We start from the raw sequence: 15,791 nt of genomic DNA on the forward strand, positions 1-15,791 counted from the left end.
GTCAGGCCACCTTCAGTCGGATCAGGCTGCAACTCTTGGCATAGCCCAGGGCCCGCTTCAAGACGGGATAGAAACGCGCCAGCCCCAGGGCAATGGCGAGATCGAACATGGCGCGGCGGCCGAGCTGGCGCTGCAGCTGCTCGGCCAGGGTTTCCAGCGCCGGATCGTTTTCCGCCGCGGCGCGGCCGAACCGCAACGCCAGCGCCTGCAACGGCGGCAGGTCGGTCAGGCGATTGTCGAGCGCGGCCTGCAGATGCGCCGGCGCGATGCCGTCCTTCAGCGCCAGGTTGACATGGATCTGCACGCATTCGCCGCAATCGTCGACCTGCACGGCGCCCAGCGTCGCGAAATGCAGGGCCTCGGCCGGCGCCGTCACGTCCTGCCGGCTCAGGCCCGCGATGGCGCCAAACTTCGCCAGCAGGACCGGGGCGATGCGGCCGATCTCGCGCATATAGTCCATGCGCACGCCGAGATACTGCTCCGATGCCGCCACACGCTGCTCGATCAGCTTTGCCGGCGCCAGCCTGGCCAGCGTGGCGGTGGATGGGCGCGGCAGGACCAGCGCAAGCGCCGCCAAAGCCGGCAGGTGGATGCCCAGCAGTTCAACAAACAGCGCGGTGCCATGGGCATGGCCGGCCACCAGCGTCTCGACCAGATGGATGGCCGCATGCAGGCCCAGGAACACCGCCGCCGGCAGCAGGCCGCTCCGTTGGCCACGCCGGGCCGCCCAGGCCGCGCCCAGGCCGGTGGCGATGAAGGCGGCGCCGATATCACGCACGAAATGGTCGTTGAACGGGCCGGTGCCGCTCACCCCCGGCACCCCGGCATACCAGCCGCCGGGAACGGCCAGCATGAACAGGCCGTTCAGCACAAGGCCGGCCGCCAGCAGCGCGGTCAGGCCGCGCCAGACCGGGCCGGGCGCAGGATTCGGGGTAGAAGGGGTCGTCATGGGGCTATCCTTTTCTCTGTGGATACCCCAAAGACGGCCGACCTATGGATTTTGTGACAGGCCGCTTTTATTCAGCCACTTGGCGCAGGGCCTCCTGCTTGGCGCGTTCGGTCGCCTGCCGGTTGCGACGCTTGATCCACCACATGAAAAAGCCGGTGACGGCAAACAGGGGGATGATCACCCCGGAGACGAAAACGAGGAATTTGTAGACCCCGCCCAGGCCGGTGCCGTAATGCAGCGCGCGCTGCCAGGCGATGATGGCCTCGCCCGCCGAAAAGGTTTTCGGGTCAAACACGTCGATCACCTGCGCGCGCCAGGGATCGATCAGCACGGTAATGCCGGGAGCGCCGTCTTCCGGCGTGCCGCGCACCAGGCCAATGCGCAGGGCCTGATCCGGCCGGGTCGGCAGGAAGGCATTCAGGAAGCGCGCATCGGGCACCTTCTCCTGCGCCAGGGCCAATCCCTCGGTGAGGCCAATGCGGCTGCCGCCCCGTACCGGCTCGACGCGGGCCTGGAACATCGCCGCCCGCATGTCGCGGCCAGGGAAGACCGCGTTCACCGCCACCGAAATCTGCTGCGGGAAAGCCAGATAGACGCCGGTGAAATTCACCAGCATGAACAGCAGCAGGCTCCAGATGCCGACCGCGCCATGCAGGTCGCGATGCAGCCGCAGGCCCTTCGCTCCCTTGCGGATGGTGAAGGCGGCTTTCCACTGACCGTTCCGTGGCCACCAGATCACCAGCCCGGTGCAGCCCAGCACCAGCATGGCGATACCAAGATAACCAACCAGGTCACGGCCCAGGCCGCCCGGGATGAACAGATGGCCATGCAGGTCGTGGAAAAAACGCACCCAGCCGGTCATGGCCTGCTGGGTTCCCATCGGCTGCGCCGTTACCGGATCGAGCAGGATCTGCAGGCTGCCGGCAAAGGGGCTGACCCGCGGGATTGCCGCCTGAACCTGGCCCGGCGCTTGGCCCGCCCCGGCCGGCCCGGCATTGCGCATCGCCGGCCGTTCATCGGCCATGCCGGGCCGCGACAGCCGCACGGCGGCGGGCTCACCCGGTTCGGCCGGCCAGCGCACGGCAATGGGAATCCGGCCTGGCTCGCTGTTGGCGGCCGTCGCCGCTTCGATCAGTTCAGCCGGGCTGCGCCATTCGCCGGCTGCCGTGGCCTGCGGTTCATCCTGGCCGAACAGATGCTCCAGATCATGGGCATAGACCAGCACGCTGCCGGTGATGCCCATCATCACCAGGGGCAGCAGCAGGATCAGGCCGGTCCATAAATGAATCTGCTCCAGCCAGTAACGCAGGCTGCGGCGTTGCGGTTTGGATTTGCCAGCCATGGAGCGGGACCCTCGTGTCGTCTCAGCTGTCGGCCCAGCGCCGCAGCAGGTTGTGATAGATGGCGGTAAGCTGCACCACGGCCGGGTCGCCGTGGGTTTTCTCGGCCGCGAGCTGCTGGATGCTGGTATCGAGCTGGAACAACAGGCTGCGCTGGCCGTCATCGCGCACCATGCTCTGCAGCCAGAAAAAACTGGCGACGCGGGCCCCGCGCGTCACCTCGGTGACACGATGCAGGCTGGTCGATGGATACAGCACCATGTCGCCGGCCGGCAGCTTCACCCGGTGCTCGCCATAGGTATCCTCGACGACCAGCTCGCCGCCGTCATACTCCTCCGGCTCGGCCAGGAACAACGTGCAGGACAGGTCGGTGCGGATGCGGAAATCGCTGCCCGCCAGCGGGCGGATCGCGTTATCGACATGATTGCCGAAGGATTCGCCGCCGGCATAGCGGTTGAACAGCGGCGGGAACACCTTCAGCGGCAGGGCGCCGGAGATGAACAGCGGGCTGCGCTCCAGGGCATCGAGCACCAGCTCGCCGACCTGGCGGGCGGCAACCGAGCCCTCGGGAAGCTGCATATTCTTCTTGGCCAGCGCCGACTGGTGGCCGGCGGTGACATTGCCGTCGACCCATTCGGCCGCATCCATGACCTGACGGCATTGCGCGACCTGCTGTTTGGTCAGCACGGCCGGTATTCGCAGCATCATCGGTATCGTCTCCACATCGTGCCGCTTCGGAAAAAGCAACGGCCCCGCCCGTTTTTGCACGGGCGGGGCGCGCGATTCCTGCGCGGTTTCGTTGCCTGGACTCAGAACTTGAAATTCGTCGTCAGCAGCGCCACCCGCCCCGGCGCCACATTGGCGAACTGGCCGGCATGGGTGGCGTCGTAATAGGTTTCGTCGAGCAGGTTCTGGACATTGAGCTGCACATCGACATTTTCGGTGACCTTGTAGCCAACCATCGCATCGAAACGCCAGAAATCAGGCAGCTCGTAGGTATTTGCGGTATTGGCATATCGCCGCGCGGTGTAGATCGCGCCACCACCGATCTTCCAGTCCTTGGTCAGGTCGTAGCTGGTCCACAGGCTGAAGTTATGTGGCGCAATGAAGGGGAACTCCTTGCCGTCGTTGCTGTTGGCCGGACCGTCATCGACCAGCTCGCTTTTCAGGTAGGTATAGCCGCCGAACACCCTCCAGGCCGGCGTGATATTGCCGGTCGCGCCAAGCTCGAAGCCATCAACGCGCTGCTCGCCGACATTTTGAGTGACGCCGCTGCCGACGCTAACCCTGGCATTGGTTTTCTCGGTGCGGAACACCGCGCCGGTCAGGGACAGGCTCTTGTCGAACAGGTCCCACTTGGTGCCCAGTTCGTAGCTGCGGTTTTCCTCGGGCGAAAGATCCTGGACCGCCACGCTCGGATTGCCGGCATCGCCACCCTCGCCGGCCGCGCCGCCGGGCGGATTTGACGACGTGGCATGGGCCACGTAGATGCTGCCGTTGGGCAGCGGCTTGTAGACCACGCCGGACTGGTAGTTGAGGAAATTCGAACTGCTCCTGGTGGCATAGGCGCCGCTTGTGGTCACGCCGTTGCCGTCACTGACATAGCGGTCAAGCCGCAGACCGAGATTGATGTCCCATTGCGGATTCAGCTCGACGGTATCCAGCACATACAGCGCCTGGGTCTGGGTCTTCACATGGGCGAAGGTGGAAGCAGGCGTGATCGTGCCGCTATAGGCGTCGCTGGGATCCGGGTCATACAGGTTGATGCCGGTGATGGTGGCCGGATTGAGCGTATAACCACGGTTCTTCGACTGCTCCAGGCTCAGTTCGATGCCGGCCACATAGGTGTTCTTGTAGCCGCCGATCTCCAGGTTCCCGGTCAGGTCGGTGACATTCGCCAGCAGCATGTTGTCGGCATTGCGGCTGCGGGATTCGCGGCTCATCTGCCCGGTTATGATCTGCGCCAGGCTGGCATTCGGCTTGGTGACGATATAGTCGTTTTCCGAATAGCTGTAGCGCGTGGTGTTGCGCAGCGTTGCGTTATCCAGGTCATGCTCGACCTGCGCGGTGACGCCGTCGTAATAGGTCTTCACGAAATCCCGGCTGGTGAGGCCGTAGAAGTTGTCGCGGGCGACTTCCACCGGCTTGCCGGTGCGCGGATCAAACGGATGACCGTAATCGGGAATATCGTCAGTCTGCAGGTGGTAGTAACTGAGCGTCACGCGGGTCGGCTTGGCCAGGCCGAGGGTCACGGTCGGCGCGAAGCCGAAGCGCTGCACTTCCACTTCGTCGCGGCCGGCGACCTCGGCGTCATGCGCCATCGCATTGATGCGGAAGGCGATGTTGTTGTCGATCACCCGGTTGATGTCGACGGTGGCGCGTTTGGTCAGGTCGGTGCCCAGCGTCAGGCTGCCCTCGTTGAAATCCCGCGCCTTGGCCGTCTTGCTGACCAGGTTCAGGCTGCCGCCGGTGGAGCCGCGGCCGGTATAGGCGCTGCCCGGCCCCTTGACCACCTCGACCTGCTCCAGGTTGAAGGTCTCGCGCGACTGCGCGCCGCTGTCGCGGATGCCGTCGACGAAGGTGTCGGTCAGCGCGTCAAAGCCGCGGATGAACGGCCGGTCGCCGATCGCGGTGCCGCCCTCGCCCGAACCCAGGCTGATGCCGGGCGTGGTGCGCAGCACCTCCTTCAGCGATACGGCGCCACGGTCCTGGATCAGCTCCTTCGGAATCACCGTCACCGATTTCGGCGTGTCGAGCAGCGGCGCGGTGAATTTTGGCAAAGCCGGCTCGGCCTTGTACCCCTCGGGCTCATCAGCCGGCTTCTGTCCCTCGACCGCGATCGCCGGCAACTGCGCCGGCGGCTGCGTCTGCTGCTGCGCCGCGGCCGGCAGGGCAACGGCGCCGAGTGCGACGGCCGAGGCCGCCCCCAGCACATGTGGCGCGACGCGGCCAAGCCGCAGGCGGCCGATGGTGGGTTGTTGAATGGTCGGAAGGCTGGAATCAGCCATGGTTCACCCCCGGAACACGTGAGAAGGATGGAAACCTGGCTGGCGGGTCCGCGCGGCAGGCCGCAGGGCCGGACTGGGCTGGCTTGGCACTTGATATGGGCACCGGGGAAATCAGTCCCGGCGCACCAGCCAGGCGGACCTTTTTCGTCGTCCGCGACTGGCGGTCAGGGACATACCATTGCCATCAGCAATATTGCAACTGATTATCACTCGTATAATTATCCCTGTCGTATAATTATTTTTGCGACTTTGCCGACACCCCAGCCCCGCCCGCGCGCCCTTCCATGTTCCGCCATCCGGTCCGAGTATCGCCGGGTCCAGCGCAGGACTCGGGCGGGAAGCCCGTTTAAGCCGTAAACCCTTCATTTGGCCCCGGTATTATGAAACGCCCGACCCTGATCCTGTCTTCCGCCGCCCTTGTCCTGCTGCTGGCCGGAGGCGCCTGGTGGTTATGGGCCGGCCGCGCCGATACCCAGCCGGCCTTGCGCACCCAGACCGTGGCCTTGGGCAGCGTGGAGGATACCGTTTCGGCGGTCGGCACCCTGCAGCCCCTGACCTACGTCGATGTCGGCACCCAGGTTTCGGGCCAGCTCAGGTCGATCTATGTCGATTACGGCCAGCGCGTCGAACAGGGCGCGCTGCTGGCGCAGATCGACCCCACCGTCTACGAGGCGCGCGTCGCCGCCGACCAGGCCAATCTGCTGGCGCTGAAGGCGCAGCGCTCCGACAAGCAGGTGCAGCTTGGCCTGGCCGAACGCCAGTTCGAGCGCCAGCGCCGCCTGCTGGCCGAACGCGCCACCAGCCAGGATTCCTATGACAGCGCCGAGGCCAACCGCCGCTCGCTGCTGGCGCAGATCGCCGTGCTCGACGCGCAGATCCAGCAGGGCGAGTCGACGCTGAAATCCGACCAGGCCAATCTGGGTTACACCAAGATCTACGCGCCGATGACCGGCACCGTGGTGGATATCAGCGCCAAGCAGGGCCAGACGCTGAATGCCAACCAGTCGGCGCCGATCATCCTGCGCATCGCCGATCTGGATACCATGACGGTGAAGACCCAGGTCTCGGAGGCGGATGTGCCCAAGCTGACCATCGGCATGCCGGCCTGGTTCACCACCCTGGGCCAGCCCGACAAGAAACGCACCGGCACTTTGCGCCAGATCCTGCCCACGCCGGAGACCGTCAACAACGTGGTGCTGTATTCCGCTTTGTTTGACGTGCCCAATCCCGAGCATGACCTGCTGACGCAGATGAGCGCGCAGGTTTTCTTCGTGGTGGCAAAGGCCGAGAACCTGCCCGTGGTGCCGGTCGCGGCCCTGCGCCCGCTGCCCAACGACAAAACGCGCTTCGCCCTGCGCGTGATGGAAAACGGCCAGCCGGCGCGCCGCATGGTGGACGTGGCCGCCAGCAACCGCGTCACCGCCGCGATCGCCGCCGGACTGAAGGCCGGCGAGCAGATCGTGCTGGATGCGCCGCCGGCCGGGCAGCGCAATGCCGCGACGACGCGCCAGAGCGGCCCATCCGGCCCGCCGCCGCGGCTGTAACGCGGGACCCGCGGCGATGAACGTCATGTCAGCTTCCCAGCAGGCCGATCTGCGGCTCGATACGCCGATCATCCGCCTGCGCGATATCCGCAAGACCTTTTATCGCGGCGCGCTGGCCGTCGAGGTGCTGCATGGCGTCTCGCTCGACATCCATGCCGGCGAATTCGTCGCCATCATGGGCGCCTCGGGCTCTGGCAAGTCGACGCTGATGAACCTGATCGGCCTGCTCGACCGGCCGACCAGCGGCTCCTACGCGCTGGACGGTGCCGAAGTCGCGGCCCTGGATGCCGACCAGCGCGCCCTGCTGCGCCGCGAGGCCTTCGGCTTCATCTTCCAGCAATACAACCTGCTGCCCGGCGAAACCGCGGCCGGCAATGTCGAGATGCCGGCGATCTACGCCGGTCTGTCGCGCGGCGAACGCACGGCGCGCGCCGCCGAGCTGCTGACCCGGCTGGGCCTGTCCGACCGCATGGACCACCGCCCGACCCAGCTCTCGGGCGGCCAGCAGCAGCGCGTCTCGATTGCCCGCGCCCTGATGAATGGCGGCGCCGTGATCCTGGCCGACGAGCCGACCGGCGCGCTGGACAGCAAAAGCGGCGCCGAGGTGATGCAGCTTCTGCGCGACCTCAACGCCCAGGGCCATACCGTGCTGCTGATCACCCACGATCCCGAAGTCGCGGCGCAGGCCAACCGCATCGTCGAGCTGAAGGACGGCGACGTCGTGTCCGACCGCAGCGTCGGACAGGCCACGTCCCCGCAGGCATCGCCAAAGCGGCCGCAGCATCGCGCCACGCCCGGCTTTGCCTTGTTCGACGTCGTGGAAGCCGGCCGCATGGCCCTGCAGGCCCTGCGCGGCAACCTGCTGCGTACCCTGCTCACCCTGCTCGGCATCATCATCGGCGTCGCCTCGGTGGTGGCAATGCTGGCCATCGGCGATGGCGCCAAGCAGTCAGTGCTCGACCGCATCACCGCCATGGGCACCAACCTGCTGCTGGTCCGGCCCGGCGCGCCGAATATCCGGCGCAGCGACGGCGTCACCGCCACCCTGGTGGTCGAGGATGCCGACGCCATCCGGCTGGAAATCGCCAACATCGCCGCCGTGGTGCCGGAATATACCGGCAATGTCACCGCGCGGTATCGCGGCCGCGACGTCACCACGCAGGTGAATTCCACCGTGGCCGATTTTCCGATGGCGCGCGACTGGCCGGTGGCCGAGGGCCTGTTCTTCTCGGCCGAGGATGTGCGCGCCTATGTGCCGGTCGCCGTGATCGGCCAGACGGTGGCCACCAACCTGTTCCCCGGCGGCGACCCCATTGGCCAGTATGTCCTGCTGAACAGCATTCCCTTCCAGATCACCGGCATCATGACGCCCAAGGGCGCCACCCCCTGGGGCGCCGACCAGGATGACGTGATCTACGTGCCGCTCACCACCGGCATGCTGCGGCTGTTCGGCCAGCGCTATGTGAAGACGATCACAGTCCAGGTCGAGGATGTGACGAAGATCGATGACACGCAGGAGGAAATCCGCCAGCTTCTGATGGCGCGCCATCGGGCGGAGGATTTCCAGATCCGCAACATGGCCTCGATCATCGAAACCGCCATGGCCACCCAGAACACGCTCACCATCCTGCTCGGCTCGATCGCCGCCATCGCCCTGCTGGTGGGCGGCATCGGCGTGATGAACATCATGCTGGTCAGCGTCACCGAGCGCACGCGCGAGATCGGCGTGCGCATGGCGACCGGCGCGCGGCGGCTGAACATCATGCTGCAGTTCAATTCCGAGGCGCTGGCGATCTGCACGCTTGGCGGCCTGATCGGAGTCGGCGTGGGCCTGGGCGTCACCTGGCTGTTCGCCTGGTTCGGCCGGCCGGTGATTTTCTCGCCCGAGCCGGTGCTGCTCGCCTTCTCCTGCGCCTTCGCCACCGGCCTGCTGTTCGGCTATCTGCCGGCGCGCAAGGCCGCCGATCTCGACCCTGTGGTCGCCCTTTCCGCGGAATAAGCCAGAATGACAATCCTCCGTTCCACTGCCGCGGCCATGGTGGCCCTGTCGCTCGGCGCCTGCTCGATGGTGCCGGAGTATTTCAGGCCCAATGTCGAGGCGCCGCAAAACTGGGACAGCCGGCAGGACGGCGCCGGCCTCTGGCCCGACACGCGCTGGTGGCAAAATTTCCGCAGCGCCGAACTCGATGCCCTGATCGTCGAGGCGCAGGCCAACAACGCCGACCTGCGCGCCGCCGTGGCCCGCATCCGCCAAGCCGAGGCCCAGGCCAAGATTTCCGGCGCCGCGCTCTATCCCACTTTGGGCAGCGATGGCTCCGCCACGCGCAGCCGCACCGGCCGCGGCACCAGCACCACATCGACCACCACCAGCAGCAGCGCCACGTCAGGCCAGGTGATCCGCAACAGCTTCGCCGGCAACCTGACCGCCGGCTATCAGGTGGATCTGTTCGGCGCCAATGCGGCCACCGCCGATGCCGCGCTGACCCGGCTGGAGTCCAGCCGTTATGACCGCGAGACCGTGGCGATCACGCTCTATGCCGATATCGCCACCGGCTATTTCCAGCTGCTCTCGCTGCGCGACCGCATCCGGCTGGCCAACGACACCCTGCGCGTGGCCGTGGGCGTGCTGGAGCTTTTGGAAAGCCAGCGCCGGCTCGGCGTGACCACCGATTACGAGGTGGCGCAGCAGCGCAGCAGCGTCGCCACCCAGCGCGCCACCGTGGCCGCCCTGGAGCAGAGCGAACGCCAGGCGCTGGATGCCCTGGCCGTGCTGCTCGGCCGCAACCCGCAGGGCTTCCGCATCCAGGGCAGCAGCCTGTCCGCGCTCGACCTGCCGCCGGTCACCGCCGGCCTGCCCTCGGAGCTGCTGCTGCGCCGGCCCGATCTGCGCAAGGCGGAAAGCGACCTGCGCGCCGCCAATTTTGATATCGGCGCGGCGCGGGCCGCGCGTTTCCCCAGCCTTGACCTCACGGCGCGGGCCGGCACCCAGAGCGGCACCACGGGTGCGCTGTTCGAGCCCAGCACGATGATCTATTCCATCGCCGCCTCGCTGACCGCGCCGATCTTCCAGGGCGGCAAACTGGAAGGCCAGGAGGAATTGACCCGGGCGCAGAGCCAGGAACTGGTCGAAACCTATCGCGGCGCGATCCTGTCGGCCTTCCGCGACACCGAGGATGCCCTGGGCGCCACGGTGAATACCGGCCGGCAATACGGCTTCGCCACGGAAGCCTTCGAGCAGGCCAACGACGCCTATCGCATCGTCGAGGCGCGCTACCGCGCCGGCACGGTCGGTTTCCTCGACCTGCTGGATGCCCAGCGCTCGGTGTTTTCGGCCAATGACAGCATGGTGCAGGCGGGCCTGAGCCGCTTCACCGCCAGCGTCGACCTCTACAAGGCTTTGGGCGGCGGCTGGGACGGCAGCACGGTTGCGCCTATAATCACGCGTCCCTGAACCACAGCCGGCGCGGCCCGGCAGGAGCGCGCATGGCCTGGCTTTATCTCGGTATCGCCATCGCGGCCGAAGTGGCCGCCACCAGCCTGCTGAAAAGCGCCGAAAGCTTCAGCCGCCTGCTGCCCAGCCTGGGCGTGCTGCTCGGCTACGGCATTTCCTTTTATTTCCTCTCGCTCACGCTGCGCGACATTCCGGTTGGCATCGCCTATGCGGTCTGGTCGGGCATCGGCATCGTGCTGATCGCGCTGATCGCCTGGCTGCTGCATGGCCAGAGGCTGGACCTGCCGGCGATGATCGGCTGCGGCCTAATCGTTGGCGGCGTGCTGGTGATCAACCTGTTCTCGAACAGTGCCCCGCATTGATTCATGCGGCGCTGTCGCCGCCTGCAGCAGCCAGTCGGCCTGCGTCGCCCAGTGCCGGGCCGGCATGTCGCGCTTGAAGAAGCCGAAATGGCCGATGCGTTGCAGGCCCCACTCGGCCGGCGCCACGTGCAGGCGCTCGATGGCAGCATTGGGGTAATAGTCCATCAGCTTGTCGACGCCCTTCTTCGGCCCGAAATCGTGGTCGTCGGCGAAACTGATCATGCGCATGCGCGCCCGTACCGCGTGGTTATGCGGGCGCAGTGGCGCGCCGTCGTCATCGACCAGGTAATGCGGCGAGCAGCACCAGCGCCGCCAGTCGCGCGCAATCGCGCCGGGCAACGGCTGGCCGCCCAGCCACCAGCCGGGGATGCGGCCGATCAGGCTGACCACCGTCGGGAAGGCGACATACCACGACAGGAACAGGCGCAGCTGGTGCCAGCGCGACCAGTTGCGCCAGTAGCCGTGCTGCGCGGCGATCGCCAGCACGGCATCGATCTCGCCGGCCTGCGGCATCAGGCCCAGCATCTGGCCGCCGAAGGAATGGCACACCATGGCGCGGCGAGAGCCCGGCACGTGCCGGCTGAGGAAATCGGCGGCGGCTGGGATGTCGCGCCGGCCCCAGTCGAGCATGCGTGGCAGCGGCGCGCCGGGGCTGCGCGGCGAGCCGCTGATGCCGCGATAGTCGAAGGTCAGCACGGTGAAGCCGCGCCCGCCGAGAAAGGCGGCGAAACCTTCGTAATAGCGGCGCGAAACGCCGGTGGCCGCATTGATCTGCACGCTCACGTCGTTGGGCTGGGCGGGCTTCACCAGCGTGCCGGCCAGCATTTGGCCATCGGCAACGGGAATCGAGACGGAGAGAATATTCAGTCGCGGGATCTGCATGGCGCGCAAACTAGAGGCGCCGGTTCCGCGCCGGCAATTACGCGCGGCGTAAGTTTCCGGGAATGTGATGGGCCTGCCGCAACGGCAGGCCGCTTCGCCGGGTCACGGAGGCGTGGCGGGTGGCCGCGCCACCGCTATCCGGCATACACCGGCATCACCATGCCGGTGCAGGTGGCGAAAACCGTCTCGCCGTCACTCAGGCTGCCCTCGACGAAGCAGACATGCCGCGTCGTCCGCGTCGCCCGGGCCCGGAAGGCCAGCGCGGGCGCGGGCCGCGCCAGATGCAGGAACTGCACCGCCAGATTGAGCGTCACCACGGTATCGGTGTCGTAATGGCCAAGCCCGGTCAGCACCACTGCCGCGTCGAAGCCGGCGGCGATCACGCCGCCATTCAGCGCCGCCGCGCCGCCGCCGCCCAGCACGCCCTGGGGCAACGCCGTGAGGCGGATGACCGCTTCAGCGGCCTCGAAGCCGCCTGCGAAGCCGAACCAGAGGATTTCCGGGCGTCGGTTGAACAGGGCAAGCGCCTGCGCGCGCTCGTCCGGAGCGCGACGGAAAGGCAGTGGCAAGGTGGCCGCCACCCCTCGTGTCACAACCGGTAGACCCGCTGCGCGTTGCCGGCGAGGAACAAGGCCTTTGCCTCGGCATCGAGGCCGAGCGAATCCAGCCGCTCCAGCGCCTTGCCCGGCATGATCATCGGATAGTTGCTGCCAAACAGCACCTTCCTGCGGCCATGGCCCTTCATGTATTCGACCAGCGCGGCGGGATAACGTTCCGCCGTATAGGCCGAGGTGTCGATATAGACCCGCTCATGCTTGGTGGCGACGGCGATCGCCTCGTCGGTCCAGGGATAACCGATATGGCCGCCGACGATGGTGAGCTCGGGAAAATCGATCGCCACCTGGTCGAGATAGATCGGCCGGCCGACCTCGGATGGCATCAGCGGCCCGGTATGGCCGATCTGGGTGCAGAAGGGCACGTCCATCTCGCAGCAGGCGGCGTAGACCGGATAGAAGCGCCGGTCGGTGGGCGGCACTTCCCACAGCCAGGGCAGCACGCGGATCGCCTTGAAGCCAAGCTCGCGCACGCAGCGGCGCACCTCGCGCATGGCAGCCATCGGCTTGGAGATATCCACCGAGCCGACGCCGACCAGCCGCTCGGGCGCCTGCGCCACGAAAGCCGCCACCTCGTCATTCGAGATCATGCTGTGGCGCGGCGCTTCCCAGGCGCAGATCAGGCTTTTGGTTATGCCGGCCTGATCCATGGCGGCGATGGTGGTCGCCACCGGCAGGTCGCTGGTCGGCATCTGGCCCCTGGTCCAGCGCCGCAGCGACTCGAATATCGGGTCCTGCATCAGCCGCAGGGTCGGATGCTGCGCCCAGGAGTCGATGATCATCGTCATCTCAGGCCGCCCTTGAGGCGCTTTTGCGATACGCGGCAGCATACAGCCAGTCGGCCAGTTCGGCCCAGCGCTCATCCGGCATGTCGCGCTTGAAGAAACCGAAATGACCGATGCGCTGCAGGCCCCAGTCGCGCGGGGCGACATGCAGGCGCTCCACCCGCGCCCCGGCATAGGTCTGGGCCAGGGCGTCGACGCCGCGTTTCGGGCCAAAATCGACATCGTCGGCGAAGCTGATCATGCGCATGGGCGCGCGCAGGCGGCGGTTCTGCGGCTGCAGCGGCTTGCCGGCATCGTCGGACATGTAATGCGGCGTGCGGCACCAGCGCGCCCAGTCCAGCGCCACGCCGCGCGGCAGCGGCTCGCCGCCCAGCATGCGGCCCGGCACATGGCCGCGCACAGCGACCGTCAGCGGCATGGCGACATACCAGATCGAGACGAGCCGGACCTGATGCTTGAACGGCCAATGCCGCCAGTAGCCCTGCTGCGCGCCGATGGTGACGGCGGCAGCCAGGTCCTCGGCACGCGGCAGCAGGCCAAGGGCCTGGCCGCCGAAGGAATGGCCCATCATGCAGGGCCGCGCCTCGGGGAAACGCCTGCTGAGGAAATCGGCCGCCGCCGGAATGTCGTGGCGGGCCCAGTCGAGCATGCGCGGCGCCGGGGCGCCCGGACTCTGCGGCGACCCGCCGATGCCGCGATAATCGAAATTCAGCGCGGCGAAGCCGCGTCCGGCCATATAGGCGGCGAAGGCATCGTAATAACCACGCGGTACGCCGGTGGCGCCATTGATCTGCAGGGTCAGGCCATTGGCCTGCGCCGGCGGCGGCACGAACAGGCGGGCAGACAGCTGCTGGCCGTCGGCGGCCGCAAGGGTGACGGATTCGGAGTGGACCATGTCGCTCATGCGCGATCTATAAGCGTGGTCCGGCGGCGCCGGCAAATGCAAACGGCCCGGCTTCGGATGAAATCATTTCATCTCGCCACGGACCGGACTATCCCATCACCGCCCCGACCAGCCAGTAACTCAGCGTCGGGAAGGCCGCCACCAGCACGACCCGCACCGCTTCCGAGCACAGGAAGGGCACGATGCCGGCGAAGATGTCGCGATGCGGGATGTCGCGCGCCAGCATCGAGATGATGAACAGGTTCAGCCCGACCGGCGGCGTGATCATGCCCAGCTCGACCACGATCAGGGTGAGGATGCCGAACCATAGCGCCTGCTGCTCCGGCAGCAGGCCGAAATCCAGCGCCATCACGGCCGGGAAGATGATCGGCACGGTGAGCAGGATCATCGACAAGCTGTCCATCACGCAGCCGAGGATGAGGTAGATCACGATGATGACGATCAGGATCGCGTAGGGCGCGATGCCGGCCGCCGAGATCCACTCGGCCATATGGGTCGGCACCCGGGTCAGGGCCAGCGCCACGTTGAACAGGTCGGCGCCGAACACGATGGCGCAGATCATCGCGGTGGCCGCCGCGGTTTCCAGGCTGGCATCGACCAGGCCGCGCCAGCGCAGGCCGCCGAACAGCACCGCGACCAGGCCGGTGATGACGGCGCCAACCGCCGCGCCTTCCGTCGGCGTGAACAGCCCGCCATAGATGCCGCCCAGCACGATGCCGAAAATCGCCACCACATGACCGACTTTCTTCAGCGCCTGCAGCCGCTCGCGCAGCGGCAGCCGCTCGCGCAGCGGTCCCGCCGATGCCGGGAACAGCCGCACATAGACCATGATGGCGATGATGAAGCCGACCACGGCGATCAGGCCCGGCACGGTGGCGGCGAGGAACAGCTTGACCACATTCTGCTCGGTGAGGATGGCATAGATGATCAGCACCACCGAAGGCGGGATCAGGATGCCGAGCGTGCCGCCGGCGGCCAACGTGCCGGCCGACAGCGCGTTGGAATAGCCGTGCCGGCGCATTTCCGGCAGGGCGAAACGCGACATCGCCGAGGCCGTGGCCAGCGACGAGCCGCAGATCGCGCCGAACCCGGCGCAGCCCAGGATGGTGGAAATCGCCAGGCCGCCACGGCGATGGCCGACCCAGGCATTGCAGGTGGCGAACAATTCCTGGCTGATGCCGGCCCGTGCCGCGAAATTGCCCATCAGCAGGAACAGCGGCACCACCGAAAGGTCGTAGGAGACGAACAGTGAGCTGAGCGAGCCCTTCAGGTAGTTCAGCAATGGCGGCGCGCCGACCAGCGTGACATAGCCGACCGCGCCGACCAGCGCCATCGAGAGGAAGATCGGCATCCTGATGACCATCAGCGCCAGCATGGCCAGGATCATCACCAGGCCGATTTCAACCGGACTCATACGGAAGCCTCGTTACGCGATATTGCGGGGACGGAACAGCGCCAGCACGTCGAGCGCGGCCAGCCAGGCGGTGCCGGCCACGCCGAGCAGCGCCGCCACCGATACCAGGCCAAGCGGAATCTGCAGCATGGCGGTGACGTCGTTATTCTCGAATGTCTCGATCATGCCGAGCCAGAGCCGCCAGCAGAGCAGCGCGGCCGAAACCGCCAGCACCACCGACCACAGCGCATCGAGCGGATCGCGGATCGATCGCGGCAGCCCGTCGGTGAAAATGCCGATCACCACATGGGCGCGGTTCGACTGGCAATAGGGAAAAAACAGCAGGATGGCCAGGCCGCTGCCGACCGAGAGAATCTCGAAATCGCCGCGCACCTGGCCGTTCACCGTCAGCCGCAGGCCAACCGACAACGTGGCGGCGATCGCCGCCGCCAGCAGGATCAGGCTGCCCAGCACGGCCAGGAAAGCGGCGATGCGGTCGGCCAGCCGCGGCGGACGGGCCGCCGCGGCATCGAAAGGCATTTCACTCATGATAAACCGC

At 66.9% G+C, this 15,791-nt stretch carries 14 protein-coding genes; 4 read left to right on the top strand and 10 right to left on the bottom strand.

Features of this window, described 5'->3' with window-relative positions; genetic code table 11:
* Nucleotide 1: 1 nt before the first annotated feature.
* The 4 genes from Q1J79_RS01490 to Q1J79_RS01505 all read right to left on the bottom strand — a co-directional run bounded on the left by Q1J79_RS01490 (nucleotide 2) and on the right by Q1J79_RS01505 (nucleotide 5,297).
* Nucleotides 2-949 (bottom strand): hypothetical protein, encoded by a 948-nt coding sequence (locus Q1J79_RS01490; protein WP_300295558.1) that lies wholly within the window; start codon nucleotides 947-949, stop codon nucleotides 2-4.
* A gap of 67 nt (nucleotides 950-1,016) precedes the next feature.
* On the bottom strand, nucleotides 1,017-2,291 hold the full coding sequence (locus Q1J79_RS01495; RefSeq protein WP_300295560.1) for a PepSY domain-containing protein: 1,275 nt from the start codon (nucleotides 2,289-2,291) through the stop codon (nucleotides 1,017-1,019).
* 22 nt (nucleotides 2,292-2,313) lie between these two features.
* Nucleotides 2,314-2,997: a Fe2+-dependent dioxygenase gene (locus Q1J79_RS01500; protein ID WP_300295562.1), complete on the bottom strand. Its 684-nt coding sequence runs from the start codon at nucleotides 2,995-2,997 to the stop codon at nucleotides 2,314-2,316.
* A gap of 101 nt (nucleotides 2,998-3,098) precedes the next feature.
* Nucleotides 3,099-5,297 carry a TonB-dependent siderophore receptor gene (locus Q1J79_RS01505; protein ID WP_300295563.1) on the bottom strand — a complete coding sequence of 733 codons (2,199 nt, stop codon included), beginning with the start codon at nucleotides 5,295-5,297 and terminating at the stop codon, nucleotides 3,099-3,101.
* A 380-nt stretch (nucleotides 5,298-5,677) separates the two neighbouring features.
* Between Q1J79_RS01505 and Q1J79_RS01510 the strand changes: the two genes are divergently transcribed.
* Genes Q1J79_RS01510 through Q1J79_RS01525 form a run of 4 tightly spaced genes read left to right on the top strand, consistent with a single transcriptional unit; the run spans nucleotide 5,678 to nucleotide 10,654 of the window.
* On the top strand, nucleotides 5,678-6,841 hold the full coding sequence (locus Q1J79_RS01510) for an efflux RND transporter periplasmic adaptor subunit (protein WP_300295564.1): 1,164 nt from the start codon (nucleotides 5,678-5,680) through the stop codon (nucleotides 6,839-6,841).
* Between the two features lie 25 nt (nucleotides 6,842-6,866).
* A complete protein-coding gene (locus tag Q1J79_RS01515) occupies nucleotides 6,867-8,840 on the top strand; it encodes a MacB family efflux pump subunit (RefSeq protein WP_300295566.1) in 1,974 nt (657 codons plus the stop codon).
* Between the two features lie 6 nt (nucleotides 8,841-8,846).
* Nucleotides 8,847-10,292 carry an efflux transporter outer membrane subunit gene (locus tag Q1J79_RS01520; protein WP_300295567.1) on the top strand — a complete coding sequence of 482 codons (1,446 nt, stop codon included), beginning with the start codon at nucleotides 8,847-8,849 and terminating at the stop codon, nucleotides 10,290-10,292.
* Between the two features lie 32 nt (nucleotides 10,293-10,324).
* Nucleotides 10,325-10,654: an SMR family transporter gene (locus tag Q1J79_RS01525; RefSeq protein WP_300295568.1), complete on the top strand. Its 330-nt coding sequence runs from the start codon at nucleotides 10,325-10,327 to the stop codon at nucleotides 10,652-10,654.
* Here Q1J79_RS01525 and Q1J79_RS01530 read toward each other — a convergent pair.
* The 6 genes from Q1J79_RS01530 to Q1J79_RS01555 all read right to left on the bottom strand — a co-directional run bounded on the left by Q1J79_RS01530 (nucleotide 10,598) and on the right by Q1J79_RS01555 (nucleotide 15,781).
* Nucleotides 10,598-11,536, bottom strand: coding sequence for a hypothetical protein (locus Q1J79_RS01530; RefSeq protein WP_300295569.1), 939 nt, complete (start codon nucleotides 11,534-11,536; stop codon nucleotides 10,598-10,600). The two genes, Q1J79_RS01525 and Q1J79_RS01530, sit on opposite strands and share 57 nt — an antisense overlap.
* Before the next feature lie 134 nt (nucleotides 11,537-11,670).
* Nucleotides 11,671-12,105: a hotdog domain-containing protein gene (locus tag Q1J79_RS01535; protein ID WP_300295571.1), complete on the bottom strand. Its 435-nt coding sequence runs from the start codon at nucleotides 12,103-12,105 to the stop codon at nucleotides 11,671-11,673.
* 20 nt (nucleotides 12,106-12,125) lie between these two features.
* Nucleotides 12,126-12,938 carry an amidohydrolase family protein gene (locus Q1J79_RS01540; protein ID WP_300295572.1) on the bottom strand — a complete coding sequence of 271 codons (813 nt, stop codon included), beginning with the start codon at nucleotides 12,936-12,938 and terminating at the stop codon, nucleotides 12,126-12,128.
* 1 nt (nucleotide 12,939) lies between these two features.
* Nucleotides 12,940-13,839 carry an alpha/beta hydrolase gene (locus tag Q1J79_RS01545; RefSeq protein WP_300295573.1) on the bottom strand — a complete coding sequence of 300 codons (900 nt, stop codon included), beginning with the start codon at nucleotides 13,837-13,839 and terminating at the stop codon, nucleotides 12,940-12,942.
* 88 nt (nucleotides 13,840-13,927) lie between these two features.
* On the bottom strand, nucleotides 13,928-15,253 hold the full coding sequence (locus tag Q1J79_RS01550; protein ID WP_300295575.1) for a TRAP transporter large permease: 1,326 nt from the start codon (nucleotides 15,251-15,253) through the stop codon (nucleotides 13,928-13,930).
* A gap of 12 nt (nucleotides 15,254-15,265) precedes the next feature.
* Entirely contained in the window at nucleotides 15,266-15,781 is a 516-nt protein-coding gene (locus tag Q1J79_RS01555) for a TRAP transporter small permease (RefSeq protein ID WP_300295576.1), read from the bottom strand.
* Nucleotides 15,782-15,791: the final 10 nt, after the last annotated feature.

This window comes from Ferrovibrio sp., from assembly GCF_029255545.1.
GTDB lineage: Bacteria > Pseudomonadota > Alphaproteobacteria > Ferrovibrionales > Ferrovibrionaceae > Ferrovibrio.